The organism is Corynebacterium sp. ZY180755, from assembly GCF_054331495.1.
This window is the reverse complement of sequence record NZ_CM135811.1, coordinates 1,770,562-1,795,183: the sequence shown is the minus strand read 5'-3', so window position 1 is coordinate 1,795,183 and position 24,622 is coordinate 1,770,562. Positions and strand designations below refer to the sequence as shown.

Here is a 24,622-nt window from a genome sequence, read left to right as displayed (position 1 = left end):
AATGACCTTTCTGGTGCCCGCTGGTGAACAACCCTAAATCTTGCGGTAGGGACTTGCTGGGTATCCCTCAGGTGCTTATAGCTAAGCCCGCTGAACGCGGCTGTATCTGCACCAACAAGTCATCTTTGACTATCCCTGTGGAAGCCGGTGCATAGAACGCCGGTGTGCAGGGATTGCCGTGGAAGTCCCCTGAATGGGAAGTTGTCTACCAGCCACCACGTTCCACGATTGAATCCCGTAATGACCTGTTGAAGTCCGCGCGTAACAACGGTTTGGGTGATTCCACCGCTCGCCTTATGCGCGGGTGGGCTGCTCAACTTTTCCACATTGCTCTTGGTGTTGTGGGTGTGAATTTTGGGCTGATTTCTCGTTGGCTACGCAAGGGCGACAGCAACGATGACTGGACTGACCCAACCCCGCCACCAGACCCAACGAACCTAGAAGATCTTTCCCTGCGTGAGCTTGCAGATGTGAACGCGCCACCGCTGGCTGCGTAACTGATTATGTGCACCCCTTGTGTGGTGCTAGGACTCCCCAAGTGTGGTGAGGTGTGCGGGTGTGAACCCCTTGAGACTGTTACGGGCACCGTGGCGGGCGTGTGGATGGTTTGACGTACCCCGTGGACGCCTTTGGCGGCCAAGTGGCGGACTGTGGCTGATTAGGTGCACCCAAGACAAAAATGACCCCCGCGGCTGGCTGATTTCTACCAGTGGCGGGGGTTCTTTGCACCCTGAATAAGGGGGCTAAATTACTGCTAAGGGAGGATTTCGGGGTTTTCCGAACAGTTGGCGGAGGATTTCCGAACTCCCCTCAGGGTCTAACAGTCGAAGTACATTTCAAACTCCTGAGGAGTTGGGCGCAGACGCACAGGCGCGATCTCGTGGTCGTACTTGAGCTTGATGTAGGTATCAATCAAGTCCTCGGAGAATACACCGGTGTCAGAGAGGAACTCGTTGTCCTCTTCCAGTGCCTTCAGGGATGCCTCAAGGGAGGTTGGTGCCTGAGGGATGGATGCTGCCTCCTCTGGTGGGAGCTCGTAGAGGTCCTTATCTACTGGGGCATGTGGCTCGATGCGGTTCTTAATGCCATCCAGGCCAGCCAGCATCATTGCGGCGAAGCCGAAGTATGGGTTACCTGATGGGTCCGGAGCGCGGAACTCAATGCGCTTGGCCTTAGGGTTAGAACCAGTGATAGGAATGCGGATCGCAGCGGAGCGGTTACGCTGGGAGTAAACAAGGTTGATTGGAGCCTCGAAGCCAGGAACCAAGCGGTGGTAGGAGTTCAGGGTTGGGTTGGTAAACGCCAGAACCGCACCCGCGTGGTGCAGGATGCCGCCAATGTAGTAGCGGGCGAGGTCGGACAGGCCTGCGTAACCAGCCTCATCGTGGAACAGTGGCTTGCCGTCCTTCCATAGGGACTGGTGAGCGTGCATGCCGGAACCATTGTCGCCTGCCAATGGCTTAGGCATGAAGGTAACGGCCTTGCCGTACTGGCGAGCGGTGTTCTTGATGATGTACTTGAAGGACTGCAGGTCATCTGCAGCGTGGAGCAGGGTATTGAACTTGTAGTTGATCTCCTGCTGGCCGCCGGTGCCTACCTCGTGGTGGAAACGCTCGATCTCGAAGCCAGCGTGTGCCAGGTTCAGGGTCATCGCATCGCGAACTTCCTGAGTCTGGTCGTATGGGGCAACAGGGAAGTAACCGCCCTTGACGCGGGTCTTTGCGCCAAGGTTAGGGGTGCCATCAAGGTTGGTTTCCTTGCCGCGGTTCCACCAGCCCTCATCGGAATCGACTTCGTAGAAGCCGGAGTTGATTTCGGTGGAGTAGCGGACCTTGTCAAAGAGGTAGAACTCTGCCTCAGCGCCGAAGAAGCAGGTATCTGCGATGCCGGTGGAAGCGAGGTACTCCTCAGCCTTCAGTGCGACGGTGCGTGGGTCGCGGGAGAATGGCTCGTAGGTGAATGGGTCAGAGACGAAGAACTTGATGTTCAGGGTCTTGGTCTTGCGGAAAGGGTCCAGCTTAGCGGTGGCCAAGTCTGGGATCAGAGTCATATCGGACTCGTCGATGGTGGTGAAGCCGCGAACGGAGGAGCCGTCGAATGCGAGGCCTTCCTTGACTACATCCTCATCGAACATGGAAGCTGGGATGGTGAAGTGCTGCTCGATACCTGGGACGTCGGTGAAGCGAACGTCAACGAACTCAACGCCTTCATCCTTGATAAACTTAGTTACTTCTTCGGCAGTCTTAAAAGCCACGATGACTCCTAGTGGGTAAAAGATTTCAGTGGGCTGACTTAATTGAGAACCTTAGCAAGACCTCGAAAATAGTAAACCCTGTTGGTCTATAGAAATTCTAGCAGATATGACGATACATTATTTTCTATAGACTGACCAAAAATTAAATGCACATGTGGTTCTTGTCACCGGCTGGGGTGGTGTAGGGGAGAGAAATTCGTCGCAAAACGCCATGAAAGTTATGTGCATCTACAACTTTTGGATAGATTGGAACACATGGCAAACGCAAAGAGAAGTTGGATTGACGGTCCAGAGATTCCTGCCGAGTTTGACGGCGAGGCACCAGCAAAGTGGCCTGGTGAGAAAATGGGTCTTCCACAGAGCGGACCAGGTTCACTCGCATCCGTCGCACGCCGTTCCGGAGGTGTCGCCATTGACTGGCTGATCTGCTGGATCGTAGGTGCGTTCATTCACATGTTCACCCTGCAGTTGGGTGGAACGTCCACTATTACTCTGATGCTTTTCATTCTGCTTGGAATCGTCAGCGTTACTCTGTTTGCTCGCACGCCGGGTCAGGCGCTGCTGGGCATGGGCGTGGCACGCATTGATAAACGCGATGAGCGCGTGGGCTTCGTTCGCGCAGCCGCCCGCACTATCTTCACCATCTTCGTGCTGCCAGCCGCAATGGTGGATACTGATGGCCGCGGTATGCATGACCGTGCAACAGGCACCGCGGTGGTTATGGGCTAACCTGCCGCACCTCAGAAAAGGAGCTACTTCCCATCAGGAAGTAGCTCCTTTCCTATATCTCTTAGCCAATCCGCACAGAACCGCTATTCCGTTCCTCGAATAATGGATGGGCGTGTGGGGGTGAGATTCGGATCTGTAGCAGGTGCTCATTGGGGCGCGCTTCGTGGCGTCTGTCGTTGTAGTGCGCTGGATATGGTTGAGGCTAAGGGCTAGAAGGCGGCGTAGAGCGCACACATCCGAAGTAGTTGGTGCATTGCTTCACGGGTGGAGATAAGAAAAGGCTGCTGATCAATTTGATCAGCAGCCTAGATAAAGTTTCTAGCAGCGCGGGGAACGGGCTTACTTACCCTTGCGCTCGGCGCTACGACGAGCGCGGCGGTTCATGCCGGAAACCTTGCCTCCACGTGGCAGTGGTCCCTTTGGCAGGCCCTGCTGGGCATTGGCAACGTTATCCATCGCCTCGACGCGTGCAGCGATCTGGTAGACCTCATCCTTCTTGTACACACGAGGAAGCTTAACCAAGCTGGTCTGCAGCTTCTTTAGAGGAACCTGCCCCTCGCCGTCGCCCACAAAGATACGCTCAACAGGGACGCCAGGAGCCAAACGGTTGAGGCGCTTTTGCTGCTGATCCATCAGAGGCTTGAGACGGCGTGGCTCACCCTCACCAACAAGTACGAAACCACACACGCCGATGACGCGGTGAACGAGGTCCATATTGGTGGTCATGGCAACGCCGGTCTTGGTGCGCCAAGCAACTGCGAAGTTGGACTTCATGTTCTCAAGAGCCCAACCAGCAGCGCCGCGTTCACCGGAGGCCCGGTCATATACGCTCGCTTGCAGACGGCGAGAGAACAGGAACATGGCCAAGGTTGCACCCAACAGCAAACCAATGACGAGCATGAACCATTCGCCACCCCACAAGAGGCCAATGAGGAAGAACAAGACGCCCATACCCAAGAATGCCAGCAGCATGATTGGAATGAGCTTCTTGTCCTGCTTGCGCTGGATGTTGAATGCCTGCCAAATCTGGCCGCGGGTTTCCTTGCGTTGAGCGCGCTTAGCGGCGCGCTGTTCCTTCTGTGCAGCCTTAGCTGCTTGTTTCTTCGCATCTGCCATGGCAACTACATTAGCGCCCTCATTGTCAATTGTTAAAAACTGGGGGCACGTTTTTCAGTGTTTAGATACCGAAACTACAAAAACACCGCAATGAGAATAGTTAGTCTGATACTCATTGCGGTGTTAGTGCCTGTAGCTCTAGCGGCTAGCTGTAACAGGGGTGTCTTGGGACTCGCCGTACTTGTCAAGCAAGGTGGTGGCTTCCTGAGCGGTAGAACCCTCGGTGGTCTCCGCGAGGTGCTTGAGATTCTCCGGCAGGGATTCGCCACGAGCCTCTAGCGCCTGGGCGTAAAGGCGGCCAGCGCGGTAAGAAGAGCGAACCAGTGGTCCAGACATGACGGCACCAAAACCAAGTTCCTTGGCAAATTCGGCGTGCTCCACAAATTCCTCCGGCTTTACCCAGCGGTCGATTGGGTGGAACCTAGGGCCAGGGCGAAGGTACTGGGTGATGGTGATGATGTCGCAGCCGGCAGAGTACAGGTCCTTCAAGGCTTCGTGGACTTCTTCAATGGTTTCGCCCATACCGAGGATGAGATTGGACTTAGTAATCAGGCCAAAGTCACGTGCTTGGCGGATGACGTCAAGGGATCGGTCGTAGCGGAACGCTGGGCGGATGCGCTTGAAAATGCGTGGGACTGTCTCGAGATTGTGAGCGAATACTTCTGGTCGGGCCTCGAACACTTCCTCAAGGAGGTCTGGCTTGCCGGAGAAGTCAGGAACGAGGTTCTCAACGCCGGTGTGTGGGTTGAGCTCATGGATCTGGCGAACAACCTCTGCGTAGAGCCATGCGCCCTCGTCATCAAGGTCATCACGGGTAACGCCGGTGATAGTGGAGTAGTTCAACCCCATCTCCCTGACGGACTCAGCAACACGGCGTGGCTCATCTCGGTCTAGGGGCTCCGGCTTTGCGGAGTTGATTTGGCAGAAGTCACAGCGGCGGGAGCAGTTAGCGCCACCGATCAAGAACGTTGCCTCGCGGGATTCCCAACATTCGTGGATGTTAGGGCAACCGGCCTCCTGGCAGACGGTGTGCAAGGAAGCCCCAGACACGCGTTTTTTCATGTCCTGGTACTGCGGGCCGGTTTTGACGGCAGTGCGGATCCAACGTGGTTTAACTTCAATCGGGGTCTCGGAGTTGCGAGCCTCGATGCGAAGCATCTTTCTTCCCTCAGGTTTCACAGTCACAAACTGCACAGTACCTAAAACTCACAGCTCATGCGCCAGCAGAGCTGTGAGGGTTTCTAACCAATATGTCTTAAGGTGACTGGACTAACAGTTGTACCAGCTCAAAAAGGGTGGGGCGATCAGTTGCATGCTCGTTGAATACAACGAATAAATTTCGCCTCTTTTGCCCCCTTTTGATGGGTTAGTAGCCATCCGTCATCTACGGCGATTAAGGGGCTAGATTACTGATTTTTTTAGGACCTTTGTTTCGCTTAACTGCTGTTGGCCCTAGCTATTTTTATCGGCTGCTGGCTTTCGCTGGGATCCCTTGGACAGCTTTTTTAGTCGATTGGTGATCTTGGTGGGATCTTCTGCAACGTCAAAGCTGTGGTCGCTTACTTTGAGGCGGCCCTCGAGTGCTTCTTTTAAAGCATCAAGAACAGGGTCGATCATTTCCTCAACGGTGACGTCCTTGCCAAGCTCTTGGCTCATGGTGGTCACGCCGGCGTCTGAGATGCCACAAGGCACGATGTAGTTGTAGTAGTCAAGTGTGTTGTTACAGTTCAAGGACAGCCCATGCATGGTTACCCCATGAGTGATGCGGATGCCCAGTGCTGCTACCTTGCGGTGCTGAGCGCCGTTTTCACCCGGGATCCACACGCCGGAGCGACCATCGATGCGGCCAGCGCCAGGTAACCCAGCCTCACGAATTGCGTGGATAAGTGCTTCCTCTACCCGACGGACGTAGTCCACCACATCAATGGGATCAGCTAACTTGATGATGGGGTAAACCACCAACTGCCCTTCGCCATGCCAGGTGATGCGGCCGCCACGGTCAACCGTGATTACTGGAAGATCGTTGGTGGGCATATCTTCCGGCTGTGTGCGCTTACCGGCGGTGTACACGCTCGGGTGTTGAAGTACCAAGATGGTGTCTGGGATCTCGTCAGCAGCGCGTTGTGCCGCTAGATCTGCCTGCAGGTCCCACGCCTCCTGGTAATCGATGGTACCCAGCATGCGGATGTCTAGCTCGTCCTTGCTGGCGCGGATGGATTGGTCGGCGGGAAAGAACGGATCGCGTGGTGCATTCATATTGTAAGAATCTACTCCGTAAACGGGGGTTGTCTTAAAAATGGCTGACCAAAATATTCATCCTTGATAGTCCACCGTGGTGGTTGCAGATCACGTTGAGTGGGCTCTGCGTTGAAGAGCACTTCTTTACGACGCCCGCACGGCGGGCACGGGAACCTGTGGCCCTGCCCCAGCGGGCACGGTGGGGCGTCGGAAAGCCCGAAAGTCATAAAGACTTTCGGGCCCTGATAAATACCGCGAAGCTTACTCGACGCCGTTTGCCTCGGCGTATTCAGCAGCAGTCATGAGCTCACCGAGGCCGGAAACCTCGACCTCATAAAGCCATCCTTCACCGAAAGGATCGGTGTTAACGAGGGAGTAGTCGTCTTCGAGGGCCTCGTTGATAGCGGTAACGGTGCCAGAAACAGGGGAGTAGATGTCAGAAACGCTCTTGGTGGATTCAACCTCACCGCAGGATTCGCCAGCCTCAACTTGGTCGCCAACGGCAGGAAGTTCCGCAAAAACAACCTCGCCCAAACGCTCAGCGGCAACGGAGGTGATGCCTACCTTGACGGTCTTGCCCTCAGCCTCAGCGGCAGGAGCATCGATCCATTCATGCTCTTCGGAGTAGGAGTAGTTCTCTGGCAAGGACATAGAGTTTCCCTTTCTTCTTGGGATAAAAGTGATGACTTAACTTTAATAGATTGCGATTACTTTTCGCGCTTGTAGAAAGGAATTTCTACAACCGTGAACGGGTAACGGCGACCGCGAATATCAGCCTCAAGTGCGGTACCCGGATCAGAAACCGCAGCATCCACATAGGCAAGAGCGATTGGGTGGCCAAGCGTTGGGCTTGGCTGGCCGGAGGTGACCTCGCCGACTTCGTTGCCCTCGGCGTCGATAAGCAGGTTGCCATGGCGTGCGGCGCGACGCTGATCTGAAACCAAGCCCACGAGGACCCGTTGTGGCTTTCCTTCCTCCGCGATGCGCGCTAGCGCATCCTTGCCTACAAAGTCGCCTTCCTTCTTCTTGCCAATGAGCACGCCCAAACCAGCAGCAATTGGGGTGAGCTCGCGGGAGAGCTCATTTCCGTAGAGGGGCATGCCTGCCTCAAGGCGCAGGGAGTCACGGGCGGCAAGGCCGGCAGGCTTTAGTCCAAACTCTTCTCCAGCTTCCTCGGCAGCCTTCCAGATCTTTGGTGCTTCCTCGTTGGTGGAGTAGATTTCGAATCCATCCTCACCTGTGTAACCGGTGCGGGCCAAGAGCACTTCGATGCCAGCCACGGTGGCGGGGGTGCAGGCGTAGTACCTAACGCCCTTGACGTCCTCATGCTGATCCTCCGGGGTGAGCTTGAGCATAATAGCCTCAGCGTTAGGCCCCTGAACCGCGATGAGTGCGGTCTCGGCGGATTCGTCAGTAACCGTCACGTCAAAGTTTTCGGAACGGTTGGACAACTCGTCCGCAACAACCTTAGCGTTGCCGGCGTTTGGAACCACCAAGTACTCGTCGTCAGCTAAGCGGTAGCTGATGAGGTCATCAATGATGCCACCGTTTTCGTCCACGATCATGGAGTATTTAGCGCGGCCTACGGCCAGCGCAGAGAGGTGAGAGATGAGTGCGTAGTCTAGGAACTCGCCTGCCTGTGCACCCTTGACGCGGACCTCGCCCATGTGTGAGAGGTCGAACAGGCCAGCAGTGCCACGGACTGCTCGGTGCTCATCCAGCTCATTGCCGTATTTCAGTGGCATGTTCCACTCACCGAACGGAGTGAAGCTTGCACCAAGTGCTTCATGCTCGGCATGAAGCGGGGACTTACGTAGTTCAGTCATATTTTTCCTTTACTGACAAGTGAGTGGGGTGGATTACTGCTCGGTAGCGTCGAATTCGAAGGCCTCAGGAGGCGGGCAAGAGCAAGCGAAGTTACGGTCGCCGTAGGCTTCATCCAGACGGCGCACCGGTGGGAAGTACTTGGATCCACCACGCAGCGCTGGGATTGGGTAAGCAGCCTTCTCACGGGAGAAGGTGTATCCGAACTCATCGCGGCTGACAGACTCAGCGGTAAACGGTGCATGGTGAAGAACTGACTCTGCGTAGTCGACGTTGCCACTAGCAATCTCATCGATCTCAGCCTTAATGGCGCGCATTGCCTCAATGAAGCGGTCCAGCTCGCCCTTGTCCTCGGACTCGGTTGGTTCCACCATCAAGGTGCCCGACACTGGGAAAGAGAGGGTGGGCGCGTGGAAGCCGTAGTCAATCAGACGCTTAGCTACATCGGCTGCCGTTACTCCGGTCTCATCGGTGATCTTGCGCAGATCCAAGATGCACTCGTGAGCAACAAGACCATTCTCACCGGAGTACAAAACTGGGAAGTAATCATTCAGCCCCTTGGCCAAGTAGTTGGCATTCAATACGGCGTGGGAGGTAGCATCTGCCAGACCTCGGCCACCCATCATCTGGATGTATGCCCAAGAGATGGGAAGCACACCCGCGGAACCGAACAAGGTAGACGAAATTGGGATACCGATGCCACCTGCTTGATCCTCCCTGTCCGCGTCAACAGCAGCATTGGGATCAGTAGGTAGGAATGGCACCAAATGCTCTGCCACTGCAACTGGACCAACACCAGGGCCACCACCTCCGTGAGGAATGGTGAAGGTCTTGTGCAGGTTCAGGTGGGATACGTCACCACCAAACTGGCCAGGCTGCGCAATGCCGGCCAGAGCATTCAGGTTAGCGCCATCGATGTACACCTGGCCTCCAGCTGCGTGGACCTTAGCACACACGTCACGGACGGTGTCCTCGTATACGCCGTGTGTGGATGGGTAGGTGATCATGATGCCAGCGATGTTCTCACCGTGCTTCTCAAGCTTGGCATCCAAATCCTTCACGTCAATGGAGCCGTCAGCAGCGGTGGCTACCACTACCACGCGCAGGTTAGCCAGCGTAGCGGATGCGGCGTTAGTTCCGTGTGCGGACTGCGGGATCAAGATGATGTCACGCTGATCGTCGCCATGTGACTCGTGGTAGTGGCGGATAGCGAGCAGTCCGGCGAGCTCGCCCTGGGAACCGGCGTTTGGCTGAACCGATACTTTAGCGTAACCGGTGACCTTTGCCAGCCAGTCTTCCAACTCAGCAATCAGCTCGCGCCAACCTTGGGTGAACTTCTCTGGAGCGTATGGGTGAATACCCGCGAACTCTGGCCACGTAATTGGCTCCATGCCGGTGGTTGGGTTCAGCTTCATGGTGCACGAACCCAATGGGATCATGGTGCGGTCTAGTGCTAGGTCCTTGTCCTTCAGGGAGCGCAAGTAGCGCAGCATCTGAGTCTCGGAGTGAACGGAAGAGAAGATCGCATGGCTCAGCGTTGCTTCCTCACGAACGAACGCCTCAGGGATGCGTGGCATGGCAGTGCATTCCTGTGGAACAGTGGCGTTAAATGCCTCCGCCAGTACCTTCACGTCTTCTGCGGTTGCGGATTCACCAAAGGAGACGACAACCTTGTCACTACCGATGGTGCGCACTAAGTAACCCTTGTCCGCCAGGCCGTCAGCGATGTCTTTCGCACCCGACACCTGCACCGCGACAGTGTCAAAGAACTCAGTATGGAGCAGCTGGGCATCAGGTGCGGCCTCGATAGCGCAGGCGAAGTCGCAGGCCAGGGAGTTGATGCGCTGAGCAATAGCCTTCAGCCCAGAAGGGCCGTGCCAGACAGCGTACATGGAAGCGCACACTGCCAGCAGAGCTTGGGCGGTGCAGATGTTGGACGTCGCGCGCTCACGGCGAATGTGTTGCTCGCGTGTCTGTAACGCCAAGCGGTAGGCTGGGCGGCCTTCAGCGTCCACGGATACGCCAACGATGCGACCCGGCATCTGGCGCTTGATCTTGTCCGTCACAGACATGAACGCTGCATGCGGTCCGCCGAAGAACAATGGAACGCCAAAGCGCTGGGACGAACCAATGGCGATGTCTGCTCCTAGTGATCCAGGCGACGCCAAAAGCTGCAGAGCCAGTAGGTCGCACGCCACAGTGGCCAAAGCGCCACGGGAGTGGATGTCCTCAATAGCTTGGCGGATATCGGCGATATCGCCCTCGGTGCCAGGGTAGGCCAGCACTACACCAACCAGGTCCTCGCCAACGAGCCCGCCGGTGACGTCAGTGACTTCTACCTCAAGGTCAATGGCCGTGGCGCGTGCACGGGCAACGGCGATGACCTGAGGATGCAGACGCTCGTCGAGAACAACGCGACGGCCCTTCTTGTTGGAGCGGCTCATGAGTCCGACAGCCTCAGCAGCGGCGGAAGCCTCATCTAGCAGGGAAGCGTTTGCAACCGGCAGGCCGGTGAGCTCACTCACCATGGTCTGGAAGTTCAGCAGGGCCTCAAGACGACCTTGGGAGATCTCAGGCTGGTATGGGGTGTACGCGGTGTACCAACCCGGATCCTCCACCACGTTGCGACGAATCACCGGCGGTGTCACGGTGTCGTAGAAGCCTTGGCCGTAGAAAGACTTCAAAACAACATTCTTCTTTGCGTAGCCACGCAGCTTAGCTGTGGCATCAGCCTCACTCAATGGCTCGATAGCAGGCGTATTATCCGCGCGAATGGCGGCAGGAACTGCTGCAGCAACAAGTTCCTCGATGGAGGAGTAGCCGACGCTCGCCAGCATTTCCTCGCTTTCACTCGCATCAGGGCCAAGGTGGCGTGGGAGGTAATCTACAGGCGATCCGATGTGCGTCATTGAGGTGGTGTACTCCTTGCAGCCGAAAATGGATTACGGAATACAGCCAAGTTTAGTGGTCTAGGCCACGTAAAATCACGCCTTCGATTCATTGTTTCTTAACAGATTTATTTAACCTCAGTAACTTGAATGTGCAACCTTGGGAAACGCCCCGAATCATCCAACTGGTTATAGCTTTATGGGGGAGCCATGGGTGTAAGGAAAATGCTCAGTTGAACTCTCTAGCGAACACGCTAACCTGCGTGTTTCATCATAAACAAGGGCCCGCTACCAAGTGGTAGCGGGCCCTGCGTCTAGAGCGGTGGTATTAATGCCACGTGCTCAATGTTTAAACCTCGAGCTCATCCTCGAAAGCTGCGGTCTCCAGACGATCCTTGATGGTCGCGGTGAAGCGGCCTGCATCTGCGCCGTCTACGATCTGGTGATCGTAGGTGAATGGCAGGTAGCACATCTGGCGAATGGCGATTGCGTCTGCACCGTTCTCGGTAACAACAACTGGGCGCTTCTGAATTGCGCCGGTGCCCAAGATGCCAGCCTGTGGTGGAACCAAAACTGGGGTATCGGACAGTGCACCCTCGGAACCAATGTTGGTAATGGTGAAGGTAGCACCGGTCAGATCGTTTGGCTTCAGCTTGTTGTTGCGTGCTCGGTCAGCCAGATCAGCAATTGCCTGAGCAATCTCCACGAGGGACAGATCCTGTGCCTTGTGGATTACTGGGGTCAACAGGCCTCGCTCGGTGTCAACAGCGATAGCGACGTTGACGTCTGCGTGGTAGGTCATTTCCTTGGTCTCAGCGTTGTAGGACGCGTTGACGTTAGGGTGGGAGACCAGTGCCTCAACCGTTGCCTTGACGAAGAATGGCAGGTAGGTGAGGTTAACTCCGTGCTTGTCCTGGAATGCAGGCTTGTTAGCCTTGCGCAGTTCAGCAATGCGGGTGACGTCTACTTCCTGCAGGTGGGTGAGCTGTGCAGAGGTCTGAAGCGCCTCAACCATCTTGGCAGCGGTGATCTCGCGGATTCGGTTGACCTTAGCGGTGGTGCCGATCAGCTCAGCCTTCTCTGGATCAACACCCTTGGTGGACCAGTTAGCGCGTGCGTCACCGGATGCGGAAGATACGGTCTCAGGTGCCTCACCTTCGCCTGCTGCAGCCAGAACGTCTTGCTTACGGATACGTCCACCAACGCCTGTGCCTTCAACCTTGGTCAGGTCAACACCGTGCTTGTCAGCGAGCTTGCGTACCAGTGGGGTGACGTATGGCATGTTGCCGGAGCCACCCTCGACCTTGGTGGAGCCCTCAGATACCTTTGGCTCAGAGGATTCCTTTGCCTTGACCTCGGATGGGGTGGTGCCCTCGTCAGCCTTACGGGATTCTGCAGCGGACTCAACACCAGCCTTGGACTTTTCTTCCTCGGTTGGTTCTTGATCGTCCTCATCCTTTGGCTGAACGTTCATTGGATCATCGGTGTGAGGATCATCCTTGGAATCGTCAGCTGCTGCCTGCTCATCTTCATCGCCATCGGTGTCAGCCTCAGCGTCTGCGTCACCGATGCGAGCAATGACGTCGCCTACGTCTACGGTGTCATCCTCGTCTGCGAGGATTTCGAGGATGGTGCCAGCTACTGGTGAAGGAACTTCGGTGTCGACCTTGTCGGTGGAGACCTCGAGTAGAGCCTCGTCTACCTCAACGGTGTCGCCGACCTTCTTCAGCCAGGAAGTGATGGTGCCTTCGGTGACGGACTCGCCAAGCTCTGGCATGACAACGTCAGTTGCCTTGCCGGAGGATGCAGGCTTCTTCTCAGCCTTTGGCTCCTCCTTCTTCTCTTCCTTTGGTGCTTCCTTCTCTTCTGGTGCATCCTCGGATGCCTCAGAATCCTCGGAGCCAGCGGCGTCAGGGTCACCGATGCGGACAATGACGTCGCCTACGTCTACGGTGTCATCCTCGTCTGCGAGGATTTCGAGGATGGTGCCAGCTACTGGTGAAGGGACCTCGGTGTCGACCTTGTCGGTGGAGACCTCGAGTAGAGCCTCGTCTACCTCAACGGTGTCGCCGACCTTCTTCAGCCAGGTAGTGATGGTGCCTTCGGTGACGGACTCGCCGAGCTCTGGCATGACAACGTCAGTTGCCTTGCCGGAGGATGCAGGCTTCTTCTCAGCCTTTGGCTCCTCATCAGCGGAATCATCGCTCGACTCAGCCTCATCGTCAGCAGAAGCACCTTCTTCGTTGGAGTCGCCTGCTGATTCTCCTTCTTCGCCGATGATTGCGATGACATCGCCGACATCGACGGTGTCGTCTTCCTCGGCGCGGATCTCAAGCAAGACACCAGCTACTGGGGAAGGAACCTCGGTATCAACCTTGTCGGTGGAAACCTCAAGCAATGGCTCATCAACGGAGACGGTGTCACCAATGGACTTCAGCCATGTGGTGATAGTGCCTTCGGTTACTGATTCGCCCAGCTCAGGCATGACAACGGAGTGCGCCATGTTTATTAGACTCCTTGGAAACTTGTCGTAGATACGTTAATACCTCCCTAGCGTACCGGTTCACGGGAATTTATGTAGATTTCCGAAGGGGCAGTTACCTACTTTTGCCCCTAGAATGTGGGACGTTTTTAGTCCCTTCGTAAGAAAAAGACTCCACGTTGAACGTGCACACTGCTTGAGTCTCAGGGGCGTCAGCGTGCCCCGAGGCGCGATCCGTAGGGCATAAGAAACGGCCATGATGAGATTTCGCCTCATCATGGCCGTGAGCCTTGTACGGAGTACTACTTCTTCTTAGCTGCTAAATCAGCCAGAACCTTCAGGAAGGTGCGGACCGGTACGCCGGATGCACGCTTAGGGGTGTAACCGTAGGCAGCGCCAGTGTTGTAGGAAGGGCCAGCAATATCGACATGCGCCCACTCGATTCCCTCGCCAACGAAGCACTCTAGGTAGGCGCCCGCGGCGCTCATGCCCGCAGAGCGGGACCCGGTGACGTTGCGGATATCAGCAACAGGGGACTTGACGGCTTCAGCGACTTCCTCAGGGATCGGCATGGCCCATGCGTTCTCGCCAACCTCACGGCCGGTCGCAGCGACACGGTCGCGGAACTTCTCCGAGCCCATGACACCGGAGGTACGGTCACCCAGAGCAACCATCTGCGCACCAGTGAGCGTTGCGACCTCGAGGAGGTAGTCTGGCTCGTCCTCCGAAGCCCGTGCGATGGCGTCTGAGAGCACCAGACGGCCTTCGGCGTCTGTGTTGAGGATCTCAGAGGTCTTGCCACCGTAATGGGTGATTACGTCACCAGGGCGGTAGGCATTGCCGCCAGGCATATTCTCCGCCAGTGGGAGGGTGGCTGTGATGTTGATTGCTAAGCCAAGGCGGGCGGCGCCGATGATAGTGGCAACCATCGCGGCAGATCCGCCCATGTCAGAAATCATGTTGTCCATCTGGGCGCCTGGCTTGAGAGAGATACCGCCCGTGTCGAAGGTGATGCCCTTACCTACCAGAGCGACATGCTTCTTAGCCTTCTTGCCCTTGTAGGTAATGCGGACCAGGCGTGGCTTGCGGGCAGAGCCCATACCCACGGCCAAGATACCGCCGAAGCCCTGTTTAGCTAGTTGCTTCTCGTCCAGAATCTCCACCTTGAGCTTTGCTGCAACAGCCTCGTCGGCAATCGCATTGGCGTAGGACTCTGGGTAAAGGTGTGAAGAAGGGGTGTTGACAAAGTTACGTGCGAGGATCACGGACTCAGCAGTAATAACTGCTGTTTCGAACTCATCCTTGGACCCCTTGCGATCGTCCAAGAAAAGTACTCGACCAAGTGCTGGATCAGCCTTGTCCTCGCTTCGGACGCCACGGTAGTTATAGGAGCCCAAAACAAAGCCCTCTACTGCTGGTGCCAGGCCGAAGGTGCCCACGGTGGTTACTACGGTGCCCACACCTGCCAAGGAACGCGCAGCGGCGCCAGTCGCGCGACGCAGAGTTTCATCATTGAGCTTCTCGTTCTCTCCGAGGCCAACAGCCACGATAAAGTCACAGTTCAAGCCCTCAATTGCGGGGATGCGGGTGATTTCGCCAGCGTTGCCCTTTGCGCCTACCGCAGCGAGCAGTTCCCACATGCCAACTTCAACAGCTTCATCAAACAGGCCGGTGGCAGCTAGTTCCAGGCCATCCTCGCCCTTGAATACAGGAATAACGAGTGCGTCATAATCCTTAGGTAGCTTTTTGATTAGTTCTGCGGTGGTGACATTTCCTTTAATAGGCACGGTGTTCTTGGTGCTCACGTGTTCTTGACCTCCATTGGGTTATTGAGATTTAAGTTCATTCGGGACGTCTATGAATAAAAAGTCCGTAAAAGAACAACACTTCTACCCTAAAACAAAGTTTCTGCTCTTGTCTTTGCCCGTGTCAGGTGTACTTTGTATTGCATGGCTAACGTTGAATTCAAGATTGAGCAGTCTTCTAACCCCACCCCTGCTGAGCGTGTGGCAGAGATCCTGGCTAACCCAGGCTTTGGTAGGTACTTCACTGACCACATGGTCACCATCGAGTGGTCCACGGACCAAGGATGGCATGACGCTAAGGTAGTTCCTTACCAGAATCTCTCCATCGATCCTGCTACCTCCGTACTTCACTACGGGCAGGCAATCTTCGAAGGCATTAAGGCCTACCGTCACGCAGACGGAACCATTAAAACTTTCCGCCCAGAGGCTAACGCAGAGCGTATGCAGCGTTCCGCAGAGCGCATGGCAATGCCACAGCTGCCAACGGAACTGTTTGTGGAGTCCCTTCGCCAACTCGTCACGATTGACAAGGCGTGGGTTCCAGCTGCCGGAGGCGAAGAAGCCCTCTACTTACGCCCATTCATGATTTCCACCGAGGAGTCTCTGGGTGTTCACCCATCAGCTACTTACAAGTACGTTGTTATCGCATCGCCTGCAGGCGCATACTTCTCAGGTGGCATCCAGCCGGTATCTGTATGGCTGTGTGAAGATTACGTTCGCGCTTGCCCAGGTGGCACCGGTGCCGCCAAGTTTGCTGGCAACTACGCGGCCTCCCTGCTAGCCCAAGCTCAAGCTTCCGAAAAAGGTTGCGACCAGGTTGTATGGCTGGATGCTATCGAGCGTAACTACATTGAAGAAATGGGTGGCATGAACCTCTTCTTCGTTATGGGTGAGGGCGACGACGCCCACATTGTTACACCGCAGCTATCCGGCTCCTTGCTGCCGGGCATTACCCGAGACTCCCTGCTCCAGGTAGCCAAGGACTCCGGATACACCACCGAGGAGCGCTTGGTCTCGAAGAAGGAATGGGAAGAAGCCGCCACCTCAGGCGAGATGAGCGAGGCCTTCGCCTGTGGTACCGCTGCCGTCATTACCCCAGTTGGCTCTGTCAAGGGTAATGGCATTGACTTCACAGTCAACAACAATGAGGCAGGGACCATCACCATGGCGTTGCGTGAAAAACTCACCGGCATCCAGCGCGGTAGCGTCGAAGATACCCATGGCTGGCTCACCACCCTTGTAGAGGCATAATCACGCTAAACAAAGACTAGAGGCCCCCAATCACCATGTGAATGGGGGCCTTCGCGCACAATGCAAGGGGTACTAGGATTCTTTCTCAGCAGAGGGGATAGATGAAGCTTGAGGCCTAGGGCCCAGATCATTAAGAAGATCAGCCGCCATCCGCAACAACGGCACTGCCGATAACGCACCAACACCACCGCCGACGTTAATGCGCAGCAGACTAATGGCCTCCAAATTCAAGTACTGCAACGCCAATGCATGTGCCGGTTCCATGGTGAGCTGCCCTGCTTGCATCCACTTGCGCGCGCCGGGCGCCATCCTGTCGGCCATGATTGCGGCTGCGGTCGAGGTGACCCCGTCTATCACCACGGGGGTGCGTCGGCAAGCAGCCTGCGCGATGAAGCCAGCCATCGCCACCATGTCTGGTGACGTGACCTTACGCGCTACCGTAAAAATGTCCGCGTGCGCTCCGCGGACGCGGAACATTGCGTCGCGCACCGCAGCAACCTTGCGCTTCCACCCTTCGTCGTCAATGCCTGAGCCACGTCCGACAACAACCACGGGTTCAGTATTGGAATAAATACCAGAAATGACAGCCGCTGCGGTGGTGCTGCCTACACCGATATCGCCCACCAGAAGCAAGTCAGCGCCGGAATCGATCTCCTGGTCAGCAATTCTCATGCCAATCTCCAGTGATCGCCGAAATTCGTCCTCGCTCATAGCATCTTCGATGTCGATGGAGCCACAACTTTTCGAAACTCTCTCGTCACCGAACACATCATGATCGAGAGAGATATCCACAATGCGAACTGGTACATCCACGACCCGAGCGGCGGTAGAAGTAGGAGATGAGCCGCTGTTAATGGCTTCCACCATGGAAACAGACGCGCCCTCTTCCAGAGCCGAGACACCTTTGCTTGCTACACCATGATCGCCAGCGAATACCACTAACTTGGGGTTTTCAATTCGGTGAGGTGGCATGCAGTCATAGCAGGCCGCCAACCACGCGCCTAGTCCTACGAGGCGCCCCAAAGCATCCTTGTTATGGCCGGAAGCTAAAACCAGATCTCGTACCTCACCCTCACGGCCGAATGCTGGTGCTTGAACCTGCGGGAAAAAATCTGTTGGCTGCATGAAGTTGCCTTGCCTACCTTTATTGCACATCGAGCTAAGGGATACCGCCGTCAATTCTATGTTCCCCACGCAATCTCAATCCACTCTGAGTCACCGCAGCAAGGAAAAAGGGCCAGGAGCGGTGATCTGGATCATCGCTCCTGGCCCTGAGAGTTGAATAACTTAGTTGACTTTGTCTCCGATGTTTACGCGAGGCTTAGGGGTGCGCCACTTTCGTGGTTGGGTAGCTCGACCATACGCGTAGAAGCCCATTGAGAATCCACGCTCAGAAGTGTTAGGGAACTTTTCACGGGTTGCCTTCGAGGCAGCCTTGCCTAGCCATACTCCTTCTACGAAGAAGATAAACATGATCACCATGGCGATCATGGAAACGATACCTCCGAAGGTTGGGTACGCCTGTCCAAACAGGAGGAATACCAGCAAAATGATGGCGAACGGCATGACCCAGTTGTTTAAATAGCGACGAGAGTCAACAAAATCGCGGATGAAACGTCGTTCTTCGCCTTTATCGCGCGGCAGCAAGTAGCGTTCTTCACCGCGGTCCATGGCAGCTTGTGCCTGCCGGGAGCGCTCACGGCGTTCCTGTTTCTCCTTGGCTTTATACTGCTTCCATTCTGCGGACGACATGGAGTTCTTGAGCTCTTTACGAGCCTTCCGGGTCTCGCCATAAGTAGCGCCTGGCGCAAAGCGGGACTCAAAGGAGCCACTGTGCTGCTGAGCCTGCTTACGAGAAGGGGTAGCGTGGCCCTTCTTTGGGGTGTACGCCTTAGAAAGCTTCGCGTGAGAAGTTGTGTTGTCTGGCTGATCAGCAGAGTCAGTGGTTGGCCTAGATGTGGACACAGTAAGTGGCTTCCTCGGGGTTAAATTCAGTAACTTTCCACGCCCGAAAACGCATGGAGTTAAAAACACCGTGACCTTCGGGCTTTTCACCACAATAGGCTACCAACAACACGTCAAAACCCCTATTTGGCACACCATTAAGTCATAGGTACGGCAACTTCCGGAACGACTAAGAAGAGAAATGGAATAAACAAGGGTACCGCTGACGTTTTAGCTCAAGAAGCACGAGTGAAACCTTGCATCGTGTCCTTACCCGAGAGTTCCAAGGACATGATGCACGTGAGAGCGTGCACCAAAAGCTGCTAGAGTTGTGGCATTTATTGCGACACTTCACAAGTGCCGACATACCTGAACAAGACTTTTACCAAAGGAGTTGTAAAGATGACTGCACCTTCCACCAACACTGGAGTCATCCTGACCGATGCTGCCGCTGCAAAGGCTAAGGCGCTTTTGGATCAGGAAGGTCGTGACGACCTCGCACTGCGTATTGCAGTACAGCCAGGTGGCTGCGCAGGTCTGCGTTACCAGCTCTACTTTGATGATCGCACCCTCGACGGTGACAAGGCCGATGAAGTTGGTGGCGTTCGCTTGGTAGTGGACAAGATGAGCGTTCCTTACCTCACCGGTGCTCGCATTGACTTTGCAGACACCATCGAAGCACAGGGCTTCACCATTGATAACCCTAACGCTTCCGGTTCCTGCGCTTGTGGTGATTCCTTCAACTAAACACTCGGCAAAAACAAAAGGTTCAGCATCTAAAGATGCTGAACCTTTTGTGCATTCAGGAGGGGGTGGGGAAGCGGGTTTACCGCTTCCTCAACGAACGCCTAATGGCAGTTACAGGTAGACAGGGTAGTCCCGATCTTCAATGCCTGGATCGATGCGGTGTTCGACGAAGATTCCGTGCCACACCATGAACGCCAGAACGGTCCACAAACGACGGGAGTGGTCTGATACACCATCACGGTGCTCATTCAGCATCTCCAGAACGGCTTTCTTGTTAAAGATGGATTCGGTCTGAGAATCATTGATGGTGTCTTGAGCCCAACCAAACAACTCATCGCCGGCAAGCCAGTGACGCATTGGTACTGGGAAGCCCAACTTCTTGCGGTGAAGTACGTGTGGAGGAACGATCTGCTCCATAGCCTTGCGCAATGCGTACTTGGTGGTGCCGTTGGCAATCTTCAGCTCATGAGGAATCGTTTCAGCGACCTCGAAGACAACCTTGTCAAGGAATGGAACGCGAAGCTCCAGTGAGTGAGCCATGTTGATTTTGTCTGCCTTGACGAGGATGTCGCCTCGCATCCACGTGAATAGGTCCAGGTGCTGCATGCGAGCAACGACATCCATATTCTGAGAGTGTGCGTAGATAGGAGCAGTAACCTCGCGGTGATCCCACTCGCGCTTAGCCCACGGCAGTACTCGCTGGATCTGATCAAAATTGAAGGAACGCGCATTGCCGTAGTAGCGATCCTCCATGGTCATGGAGCCGCGCTCCAGCAAGGATTTGCCCTTAACGCCATCCGGCAGCACCTTCGATAGTTGGCCCAATCCCTTACGTAAAGGAGATGGAATCTTGTCAAACGGTGCTAGAGACAAAGGCTCCTTGTAAATGGTGTAACCACCGAAGAGCTCATCTGCGCCCTCGCCGGAGAGAACAACCTTGACATGCTTGCGTGCTTCCTGAGCAACGAAGAACAGAGGCACTAGGGAAGGATCCGCTACCGGATCATCTAGGTACCACATGATCTTTGGAATTGCGTTCGCGTATTCCTCAGGAGACACAATCTTTACAATGTGCTCGACACCGATGGCTTCCGCGGATTCCGCTGCTACGTCAACCTCTGAGTAGCCCTCACGCTCAAATCCAGTGGTGAACGTGAGCAAGTTAGGGTTGTGGCGCTTGGCCAAGGTAGCGATAGCGGTGGAGTCAATGCCACCTGACAGGAATGATCCAACAGTGACGTCCGCACGCATGTGCTTCTCGACGGAGTCTTCCAATGCCCGAGCAATGCGGTCGAACAACTCCTGTTCCTTACCCTTTGGAACGGGCTTCACATTGAACTGCGGCTTGAAATAACGGTGTTCTTCGAGCTCGCCGCCAGGGGAGACGAAAGCATAGCTTCCTGATTCAAGGCGGCGAATTTGCTTGTGAAGGCTTTCCGGCTCAGGAACATACTGAAGATCCACGTAGTGCTCGATGGCCCGGAAATCAAGATCCAGTCCTAGACCCATGTCTTCAGCGAGGGACAAGATGCACTTTTTCTCTGAAGAAAATGCAGTGCCCTGGTTAGTGGTTGCATAGTAGAGCGGCTTAATACCGAACTGATCGCGCGCTAGGAAAAGCTTCTGCTCCTTGGTGTCCCAGATGGCAATGCCGAACATGCCACGCAGATGATTGACAACATCTGCGCCCCAGTGGTGGAAGCCGACAACGATTGGCTCGCCATCACCGGAGGTATTAAAGGAGTAACCAAGATCGCCGAGTTCTTTGCGGAGTTCAAGATAGTTGTATATCTCTCCATTGAATGTCATGGCATAGCGGTCAGGCTCGCCATCTGGGCCCCATCGCAATGGCTGATGGGAATGTTCTAAGTCAATGATGGAAAGACGGTTAAAGCCGAAGATGGCTGAATCATCATGCCAAGATCCGGCCTCGTCTGGGCCGCGGTGGCGCATGCAAGGCAGCGCTTTCTCGATAGAAGTTACAAAGCGTTGTGCTTCAGAGTTGGCGCTTAGAAAGCCTAGAAGACCGCACATGTACGGGAATCCTCCTAAGGATTTAGTAATAGACGTATTGAGCAGGCTCTACATCAAAGCGATGCCCCAATCTAAACTGTCAGAAACGACAGCGATCTTTTGCACAACACTACAGCACAAAGCAGTAACTGCCTGTAACGGCAACCTGCTCAAGATGACCCATCAAAACTGGGTGAGAGTTAATAGGTGAAACACAGCCCTCGTTGTTGGTTAAGTAAAACTCGGCCCTAAGCGGGGCCCTTAGGGGTGGGGGTGACCGTCGCTCAGGTTGTGGGTATCCATAAGGTTGATACGGAACATCCCAATTGTGAAATGGGTAACAGCATTCATTGGAGTGTATTTCTAAACGTGCAAGTTACTGGCATTTCAGCAAATTGCAACGTGCTCAACCGCTGTTTATAGGCTCTGAGAGGATTTTTAAAAGTTAAGGAAAACGGCCAAAAGTGCGCTATTCTGCCTAATTAGACGTGGACTCTTCTATAACGGTGCCAATAATCAACCGAGATATCGGCTACCGGAATGGGAAGTTCGAAGAAATCTAGTGTTTTACAGGAAAGGCAGACGCGCGTGGAACAGCAGCACAAGCGTGGCTTTGGTCGCAAGGCACTGCTAGGCGGTGTCCTCGGTACCGGTGCACTCGCTCTTGCAGGATGTGACGTTGACGCCCCAGGTGGCGCAATCGGTGACTTTCTCGCATTCGGTTGGCCAAAGGGTGTAACTCCAGAGGCAACCGCAATGTACAACTTCTGGTCTTGGACCTGGGTTGCCGCTTGGGTTATCGGTATCGTTATGTGGGTTCTCTTCCTTTGGGGCAGCTTCTCTTGGAGCGCCAAGAAGGCGGAGAAGGCCGGCAAGGATGAATTCCCTCGCCAGACTCAGTACAACATTCCTTTGGAGCTTGTACTCACCATCGTCCCAATCGTTATTGTCATGGTTCTGTTCTTCTTCACCGTTCAGACCCAGGACAAGGTAACCGCTATGGACAAGGATCCAGAGGTAGTCGTTGACGTAACGGCATACCAGTGGAACTGGAAGTTCGGTTACCAGAAGGTATCCGCTGATCTTTCTCCAAACGGTTCTGACTACAACGGCGTAGATCAGGATCGTCAGGACATTGCAGAGGCATCTACCTACGACGAGCCAGGATCCGTCAAGCACGAGAACCCAGTTAATGGTCGTTCTAAGTCTGACGTTTCATACCTCCGTTTCAACCAGATTGAGACCTTGGGAACCACTGAAGAGATTCCAGTACTGGTTCTTCCAACCAACACCCCAATTCAGTTCGATCTAGCATCTGCTGACGTATCCCACGCGTTCTGGGTACCAGAGTTCCTCTTCAAGCGTGACGCTTACGCTCACCCAGAAGAGAACAAACAGAACCGCTCCTTCCAGATTGAGGCAATCGAGGAAGAAGGCGCTTACGTTGGTCGCTGTGCAGAAATGTGTGGTACCTACCACGCAATGATGAACTTCGAGATTCGCGCAGTATCTCGAGAGAAGTTCCAGCAGTACATGGAGATTCGTGATGCTAACCCAGGCATGACTAACTCTGATGCACTGTCCCAGATCGGTGAGGAGCCATACGCAACCTCTACCGCTCCATTCAACTCTGACCGCAAGACTGGCGTAGATAACAACTACGTCGACAACAACGCTTAAAAGGGAGAGGAGTATTTAGCATGAATGCAACCGCGAAAATCATGTACGGCTTCGCTGCCTTCCTAGGCATTGTTTCCGTGTTCTACATCTTCATTACCCTCAACGTTCAAGATGCTGGCAACCTGTACTTGGAGGGCGCCGGAAGCTTTAACTACGAGTGGGCCGGCGGCGTAGCAATGATCCTGGCTACCATCTTCGCTCTCATGCTAGGTGGATACCTCCAGATCACCGACCGTCACGCTGACGTTCTTCCTGAAGACTGGGAGGAAGCTGAGATCTCTGACGGTGCAGGTACCCTGGGCTTCTTCAGCCCTCACTCCATCTGGCCTTTCGCAATGTCCTTGGCAGTGCTGGTTTTGGGCCTCGGTGTCATCTACCTCCACTGGTGGCTGATTGCGTTCGGCGCTGTCCTCCTCATCTGGACTACCACGATGCTCAACCTGCAGTACGGCATGCCTAAGGAAAAGCACTAGAATTCCTATCCTCTCCTCGGCGGAGAAACAGCCGAGAATAGGGCCACGCGTCTTGTAAAGGGTCACTCCTAAAAGGAGTGGCCCTTTTGGCATGTCTGCAGCCCGTCGGATGATGAAATAGAAAAGTTCCCAGAGCAACAAAATTTTTTTACGTGGGTGGAAAGTGGGTGGCTTGAGGATAAAACCGCAGGTCAACTTGGGGCATACGAAAGTTGTAAGTGGGGATGAGAAGGCTTTATCTTACTGTGAGATAGTCCACACTTGAGTTTGTGATTTGTAAGTAGCAGATTCTTTCTCGTGCGTTCAGTTTTTCGCGGTGTATTCCCGAAATTGCTAAGGCCGGTAAAGTCTGGGCCTTTTGACCTGCAAAAACAGTGCGTCGGAAAAAGAGGGGAAAAAGTTCCCGGCAACGAGGAAAAAGATTTCGGAAGATCCCTTACATATATCTGTCAAAACACGGTATTTTGAGCCGAAAAAAAAACGGGGTAAACGACGTGACTAAGAGCGTTCAAACAGTCATACTAGAAAGCGTGACGAGCGCAATTGGAAATAAAGATATGGCAGCACCACAACGTGTTGCGGCACTGAACCGTCCAAATATGGTCAGTGTCGGCACGATTGTGTTCCTGTCTCAGGAATTGATGTTCTTCGCCGGCCTGTTCGCGATGTACTTCGTGTCACGCGCTAATGGTGTAGGTAATGGATCATGGGCAGAGGGAACAGAGCACCTCAACGTCCCTTACGCACTTGTGATCACCGTGATCCTTGTGTCTTCTTCCTTTACCGCACAAAAGGGCGTGTACGCGGCAGAGCGCGGTGATGTATTCGGAGTTCGCCGTTGGTTTGGTATCACCATTCTCCTCGGCGCGATCTTCTTGCTTGGTCAGTCGTATGAGTACTACGAACTCATTCACCACGGCATGACCATCCCAAGCAGTGTCTACGGCTCCGTATTCTTCATTACCACGGGCTTCCACGCAGCACACGTGCTTGCTGGTGTCCTGGCTTTCGTAGTTGTATTGCTGCGAATCGGTAAGGCGAAGTTCACCCCGGCACAGGCAACCGCGGCAATGGTTGTGTCCTACTACTGGCACTTCGTTGACGTCGTTTGGATCGCCCTGTTCATCACTGTTTACTTCATTCAGTAGGCCGTAAAGGCCTTAGCGGTCTTTACGCTT

General features: G+C 54.7%; 19 protein-coding genes. 7 read left to right on the top strand and 12 right to left on the bottom strand.

What is annotated here, in order from left to right:
- Nucleotides 1–164 precede the first annotated feature (164 nt).
- Nucleotides 165–497, top strand: coding sequence for a hypothetical protein (locus tag ACXM2N_RS08180; RefSeq protein ID WP_458487664.1), 333 nt, complete (start codon nucleotides 165–167; stop codon nucleotides 495–497).
- 320 nt (nucleotides 498–817) lie between these two features.
- Here ACXM2N_RS08180 and glnA read toward each other — a convergent pair whose 3' ends face one another.
- Entirely contained in the window at nucleotides 818–2,254 is a 1,437-nt protein-coding gene (gene glnA, locus ACXM2N_RS08175) for a type I glutamate--ammonia ligase (RefSeq protein ID WP_458487662.1), read from the bottom strand.
- Between the two features lie 255 nt (nucleotides 2,255–2,509).
- Here glnA and ACXM2N_RS08170 point away from each other — a divergent pair, with 255 nt between their 5' ends.
- On the top strand, nucleotides 2,510–2,983 hold the full coding sequence (locus tag ACXM2N_RS08170; protein WP_458487660.1) for an RDD family protein: 474 nt from the start codon (nucleotides 2,510–2,512) through the stop codon (nucleotides 2,981–2,983).
- Nucleotides 2,984–3,322: 339 nt separating this feature from the next.
- On the opposite strand, the gene ACXM2N_RS08165 is transcribed toward ACXM2N_RS08170, so the two are convergent.
- From ACXM2N_RS08165 to ACXM2N_RS08130, 8 genes are all read right to left on the bottom strand, one after another.
- Nucleotides 3,323–4,099 carry a DUF4191 domain-containing protein gene (locus ACXM2N_RS08165; RefSeq protein WP_458487658.1) on the bottom strand — a complete coding sequence of 259 codons (777 nt, stop codon included), beginning with the start codon at nucleotides 4,097–4,099 and terminating at the stop codon, nucleotides 3,323–3,325.
- A gap of 138 nt (nucleotides 4,100–4,237) precedes the next feature.
- Nucleotides 4,238–5,284, bottom strand: a complete 1,047-nt coding sequence (gene lipA, locus ACXM2N_RS08160) for a lipoyl synthase (RefSeq protein ID WP_458487656.1) — start codon at nucleotides 5,282–5,284, stop codon at nucleotides 4,238–4,240.
- A gap of 267 nt (nucleotides 5,285–5,551) precedes the next feature.
- Entirely contained in the window at nucleotides 5,552–6,355 is an 804-nt protein-coding gene (gene lipB, locus ACXM2N_RS08155; RefSeq protein WP_458487654.1) for a lipoyl(octanoyl) transferase LipB, read from the bottom strand.
- 243 nt (nucleotides 6,356–6,598) lie between these two features.
- The gene (gene gcvH, locus ACXM2N_RS08150) at nucleotides 6,599–6,988 is read right to left on the bottom strand and encodes a glycine cleavage system protein GcvH (RefSeq protein WP_458487652.1); all 390 of its coding nucleotides are present in this window, start codon (nucleotides 6,986–6,988) and stop codon (nucleotides 6,599–6,601) included.
- 56 nt (nucleotides 6,989–7,044) lie between these two features.
- Nucleotides 7,045–8,163: a glycine cleavage system aminomethyltransferase GcvT gene (gene gcvT / locus ACXM2N_RS08145; RefSeq protein WP_458487650.1), complete on the bottom strand. Its 1,119-nt coding sequence runs from the start codon at nucleotides 8,161–8,163 to the stop codon at nucleotides 7,045–7,047.
- Nucleotides 8,164–8,196: 33 nt separating this feature from the next.
- A complete protein-coding gene (gene gcvP, locus ACXM2N_RS08140; protein ID WP_458487648.1) occupies nucleotides 8,197–11,070 on the bottom strand; it encodes an aminomethyl-transferring glycine dehydrogenase in 2,874 nt (957 codons plus the stop codon).
- A gap of 328 nt (nucleotides 11,071–11,398) precedes the next feature.
- Complete coding sequence (gene sucB / locus ACXM2N_RS08135; RefSeq protein ID WP_458487646.1) at nucleotides 11,399–13,552, bottom strand: 2-oxoglutarate dehydrogenase, E2 component, dihydrolipoamide succinyltransferase; 2,154 nt, start codon at nucleotides 13,550–13,552, stop codon at nucleotides 11,399–11,401.
- 281 nt (nucleotides 13,553–13,833) lie between these two features.
- Nucleotides 13,834–15,336, bottom strand: a complete 1,503-nt coding sequence (locus ACXM2N_RS08130) for a leucyl aminopeptidase (protein WP_458487642.1) — start codon at nucleotides 15,334–15,336, stop codon at nucleotides 13,834–13,836.
- 144 nt (nucleotides 15,337–15,480) lie between these two features.
- On the opposite strand from ACXM2N_RS08130, the gene ACXM2N_RS08125 reads away from it, so the two are divergent.
- The gene (locus ACXM2N_RS08125; protein WP_458487640.1) at nucleotides 15,481–16,587 is read left to right on the top strand and encodes a branched-chain amino acid aminotransferase; all 1,107 of its coding nucleotides are present in this window, start codon (nucleotides 15,481–15,483) and stop codon (nucleotides 16,585–16,587) included.
- 72 nt (nucleotides 16,588–16,659) lie between these two features.
- Here the strand turns inward: ACXM2N_RS08125 and ACXM2N_RS08120 are convergent, their stop codons facing one another.
- Both ACXM2N_RS08120 and ACXM2N_RS08115 read right to left on the bottom strand, forming a co-directional pair.
- The gene (locus ACXM2N_RS08120) at nucleotides 16,660–17,712 is read right to left on the bottom strand and encodes a nicotinate-nucleotide--dimethylbenzimidazole phosphoribosyltransferase (protein ID WP_458487638.1); all 1,053 of its coding nucleotides are present in this window, start codon (nucleotides 17,710–17,712) and stop codon (nucleotides 16,660–16,662) included.
- A gap of 162 nt (nucleotides 17,713–17,874) precedes the next feature.
- Nucleotides 17,875–18,552, bottom strand: coding sequence for a DUF3043 domain-containing protein (locus ACXM2N_RS08115; protein ID WP_458487636.1), 678 nt, complete (start codon nucleotides 18,550–18,552; stop codon nucleotides 17,875–17,877).
- Nucleotides 18,553–18,933: 381 nt separating this feature from the next.
- On the opposite strand from ACXM2N_RS08115, the gene ACXM2N_RS08110 reads away from it, so the two are divergent.
- Nucleotides 18,934–19,278 (top strand): HesB/IscA family protein, encoded by a 345-nt coding sequence (locus ACXM2N_RS08110; protein WP_458487634.1) that lies wholly within the window; start codon nucleotides 18,934–18,936, stop codon nucleotides 19,276–19,278.
- Nucleotides 19,279–19,389: 111 nt separating this feature from the next.
- Here the strand turns inward: ACXM2N_RS08110 and asnB are convergent, their stop codons facing one another.
- Nucleotides 19,390–21,312 (bottom strand): asparagine synthase (glutamine-hydrolyzing), encoded by a 1,923-nt coding sequence (gene asnB / locus ACXM2N_RS08105; RefSeq protein WP_458487632.1) that lies wholly within the window; start codon nucleotides 21,310–21,312, stop codon nucleotides 19,390–19,392.
- 567 nt (nucleotides 21,313–21,879) lie between these two features.
- On the opposite strand from asnB, the gene ctaC reads away from it, so the two are divergent.
- From ctaC to ctaE, 3 genes are all read left to right on the top strand, one after another.
- Nucleotides 21,880–22,971: an aa3-type cytochrome oxidase subunit II gene (ctaC, locus tag ACXM2N_RS08100; RefSeq protein WP_458487630.1), complete on the top strand. Its 1,092-nt coding sequence runs from the start codon at nucleotides 21,880–21,882 to the stop codon at nucleotides 22,969–22,971.
- Between the two features lie 20 nt (nucleotides 22,972–22,991).
- Complete coding sequence (ctaF, locus tag ACXM2N_RS08095; protein WP_458487628.1) at nucleotides 22,992–23,444, top strand: aa3-type cytochrome oxidase subunit IV; 453 nt, start codon at nucleotides 22,992–22,994, stop codon at nucleotides 23,442–23,444.
- A gap of 530 nt (nucleotides 23,445–23,974) precedes the next feature.
- On the top strand, nucleotides 23,975–24,592 hold the full coding sequence (gene ctaE, locus ACXM2N_RS08090) for an aa3-type cytochrome oxidase subunit III (protein WP_458487626.1): 618 nt from the start codon (nucleotides 23,975–23,977) through the stop codon (nucleotides 24,590–24,592).
- Nucleotides 24,593–24,622: the final 30 nt, after the last annotated feature.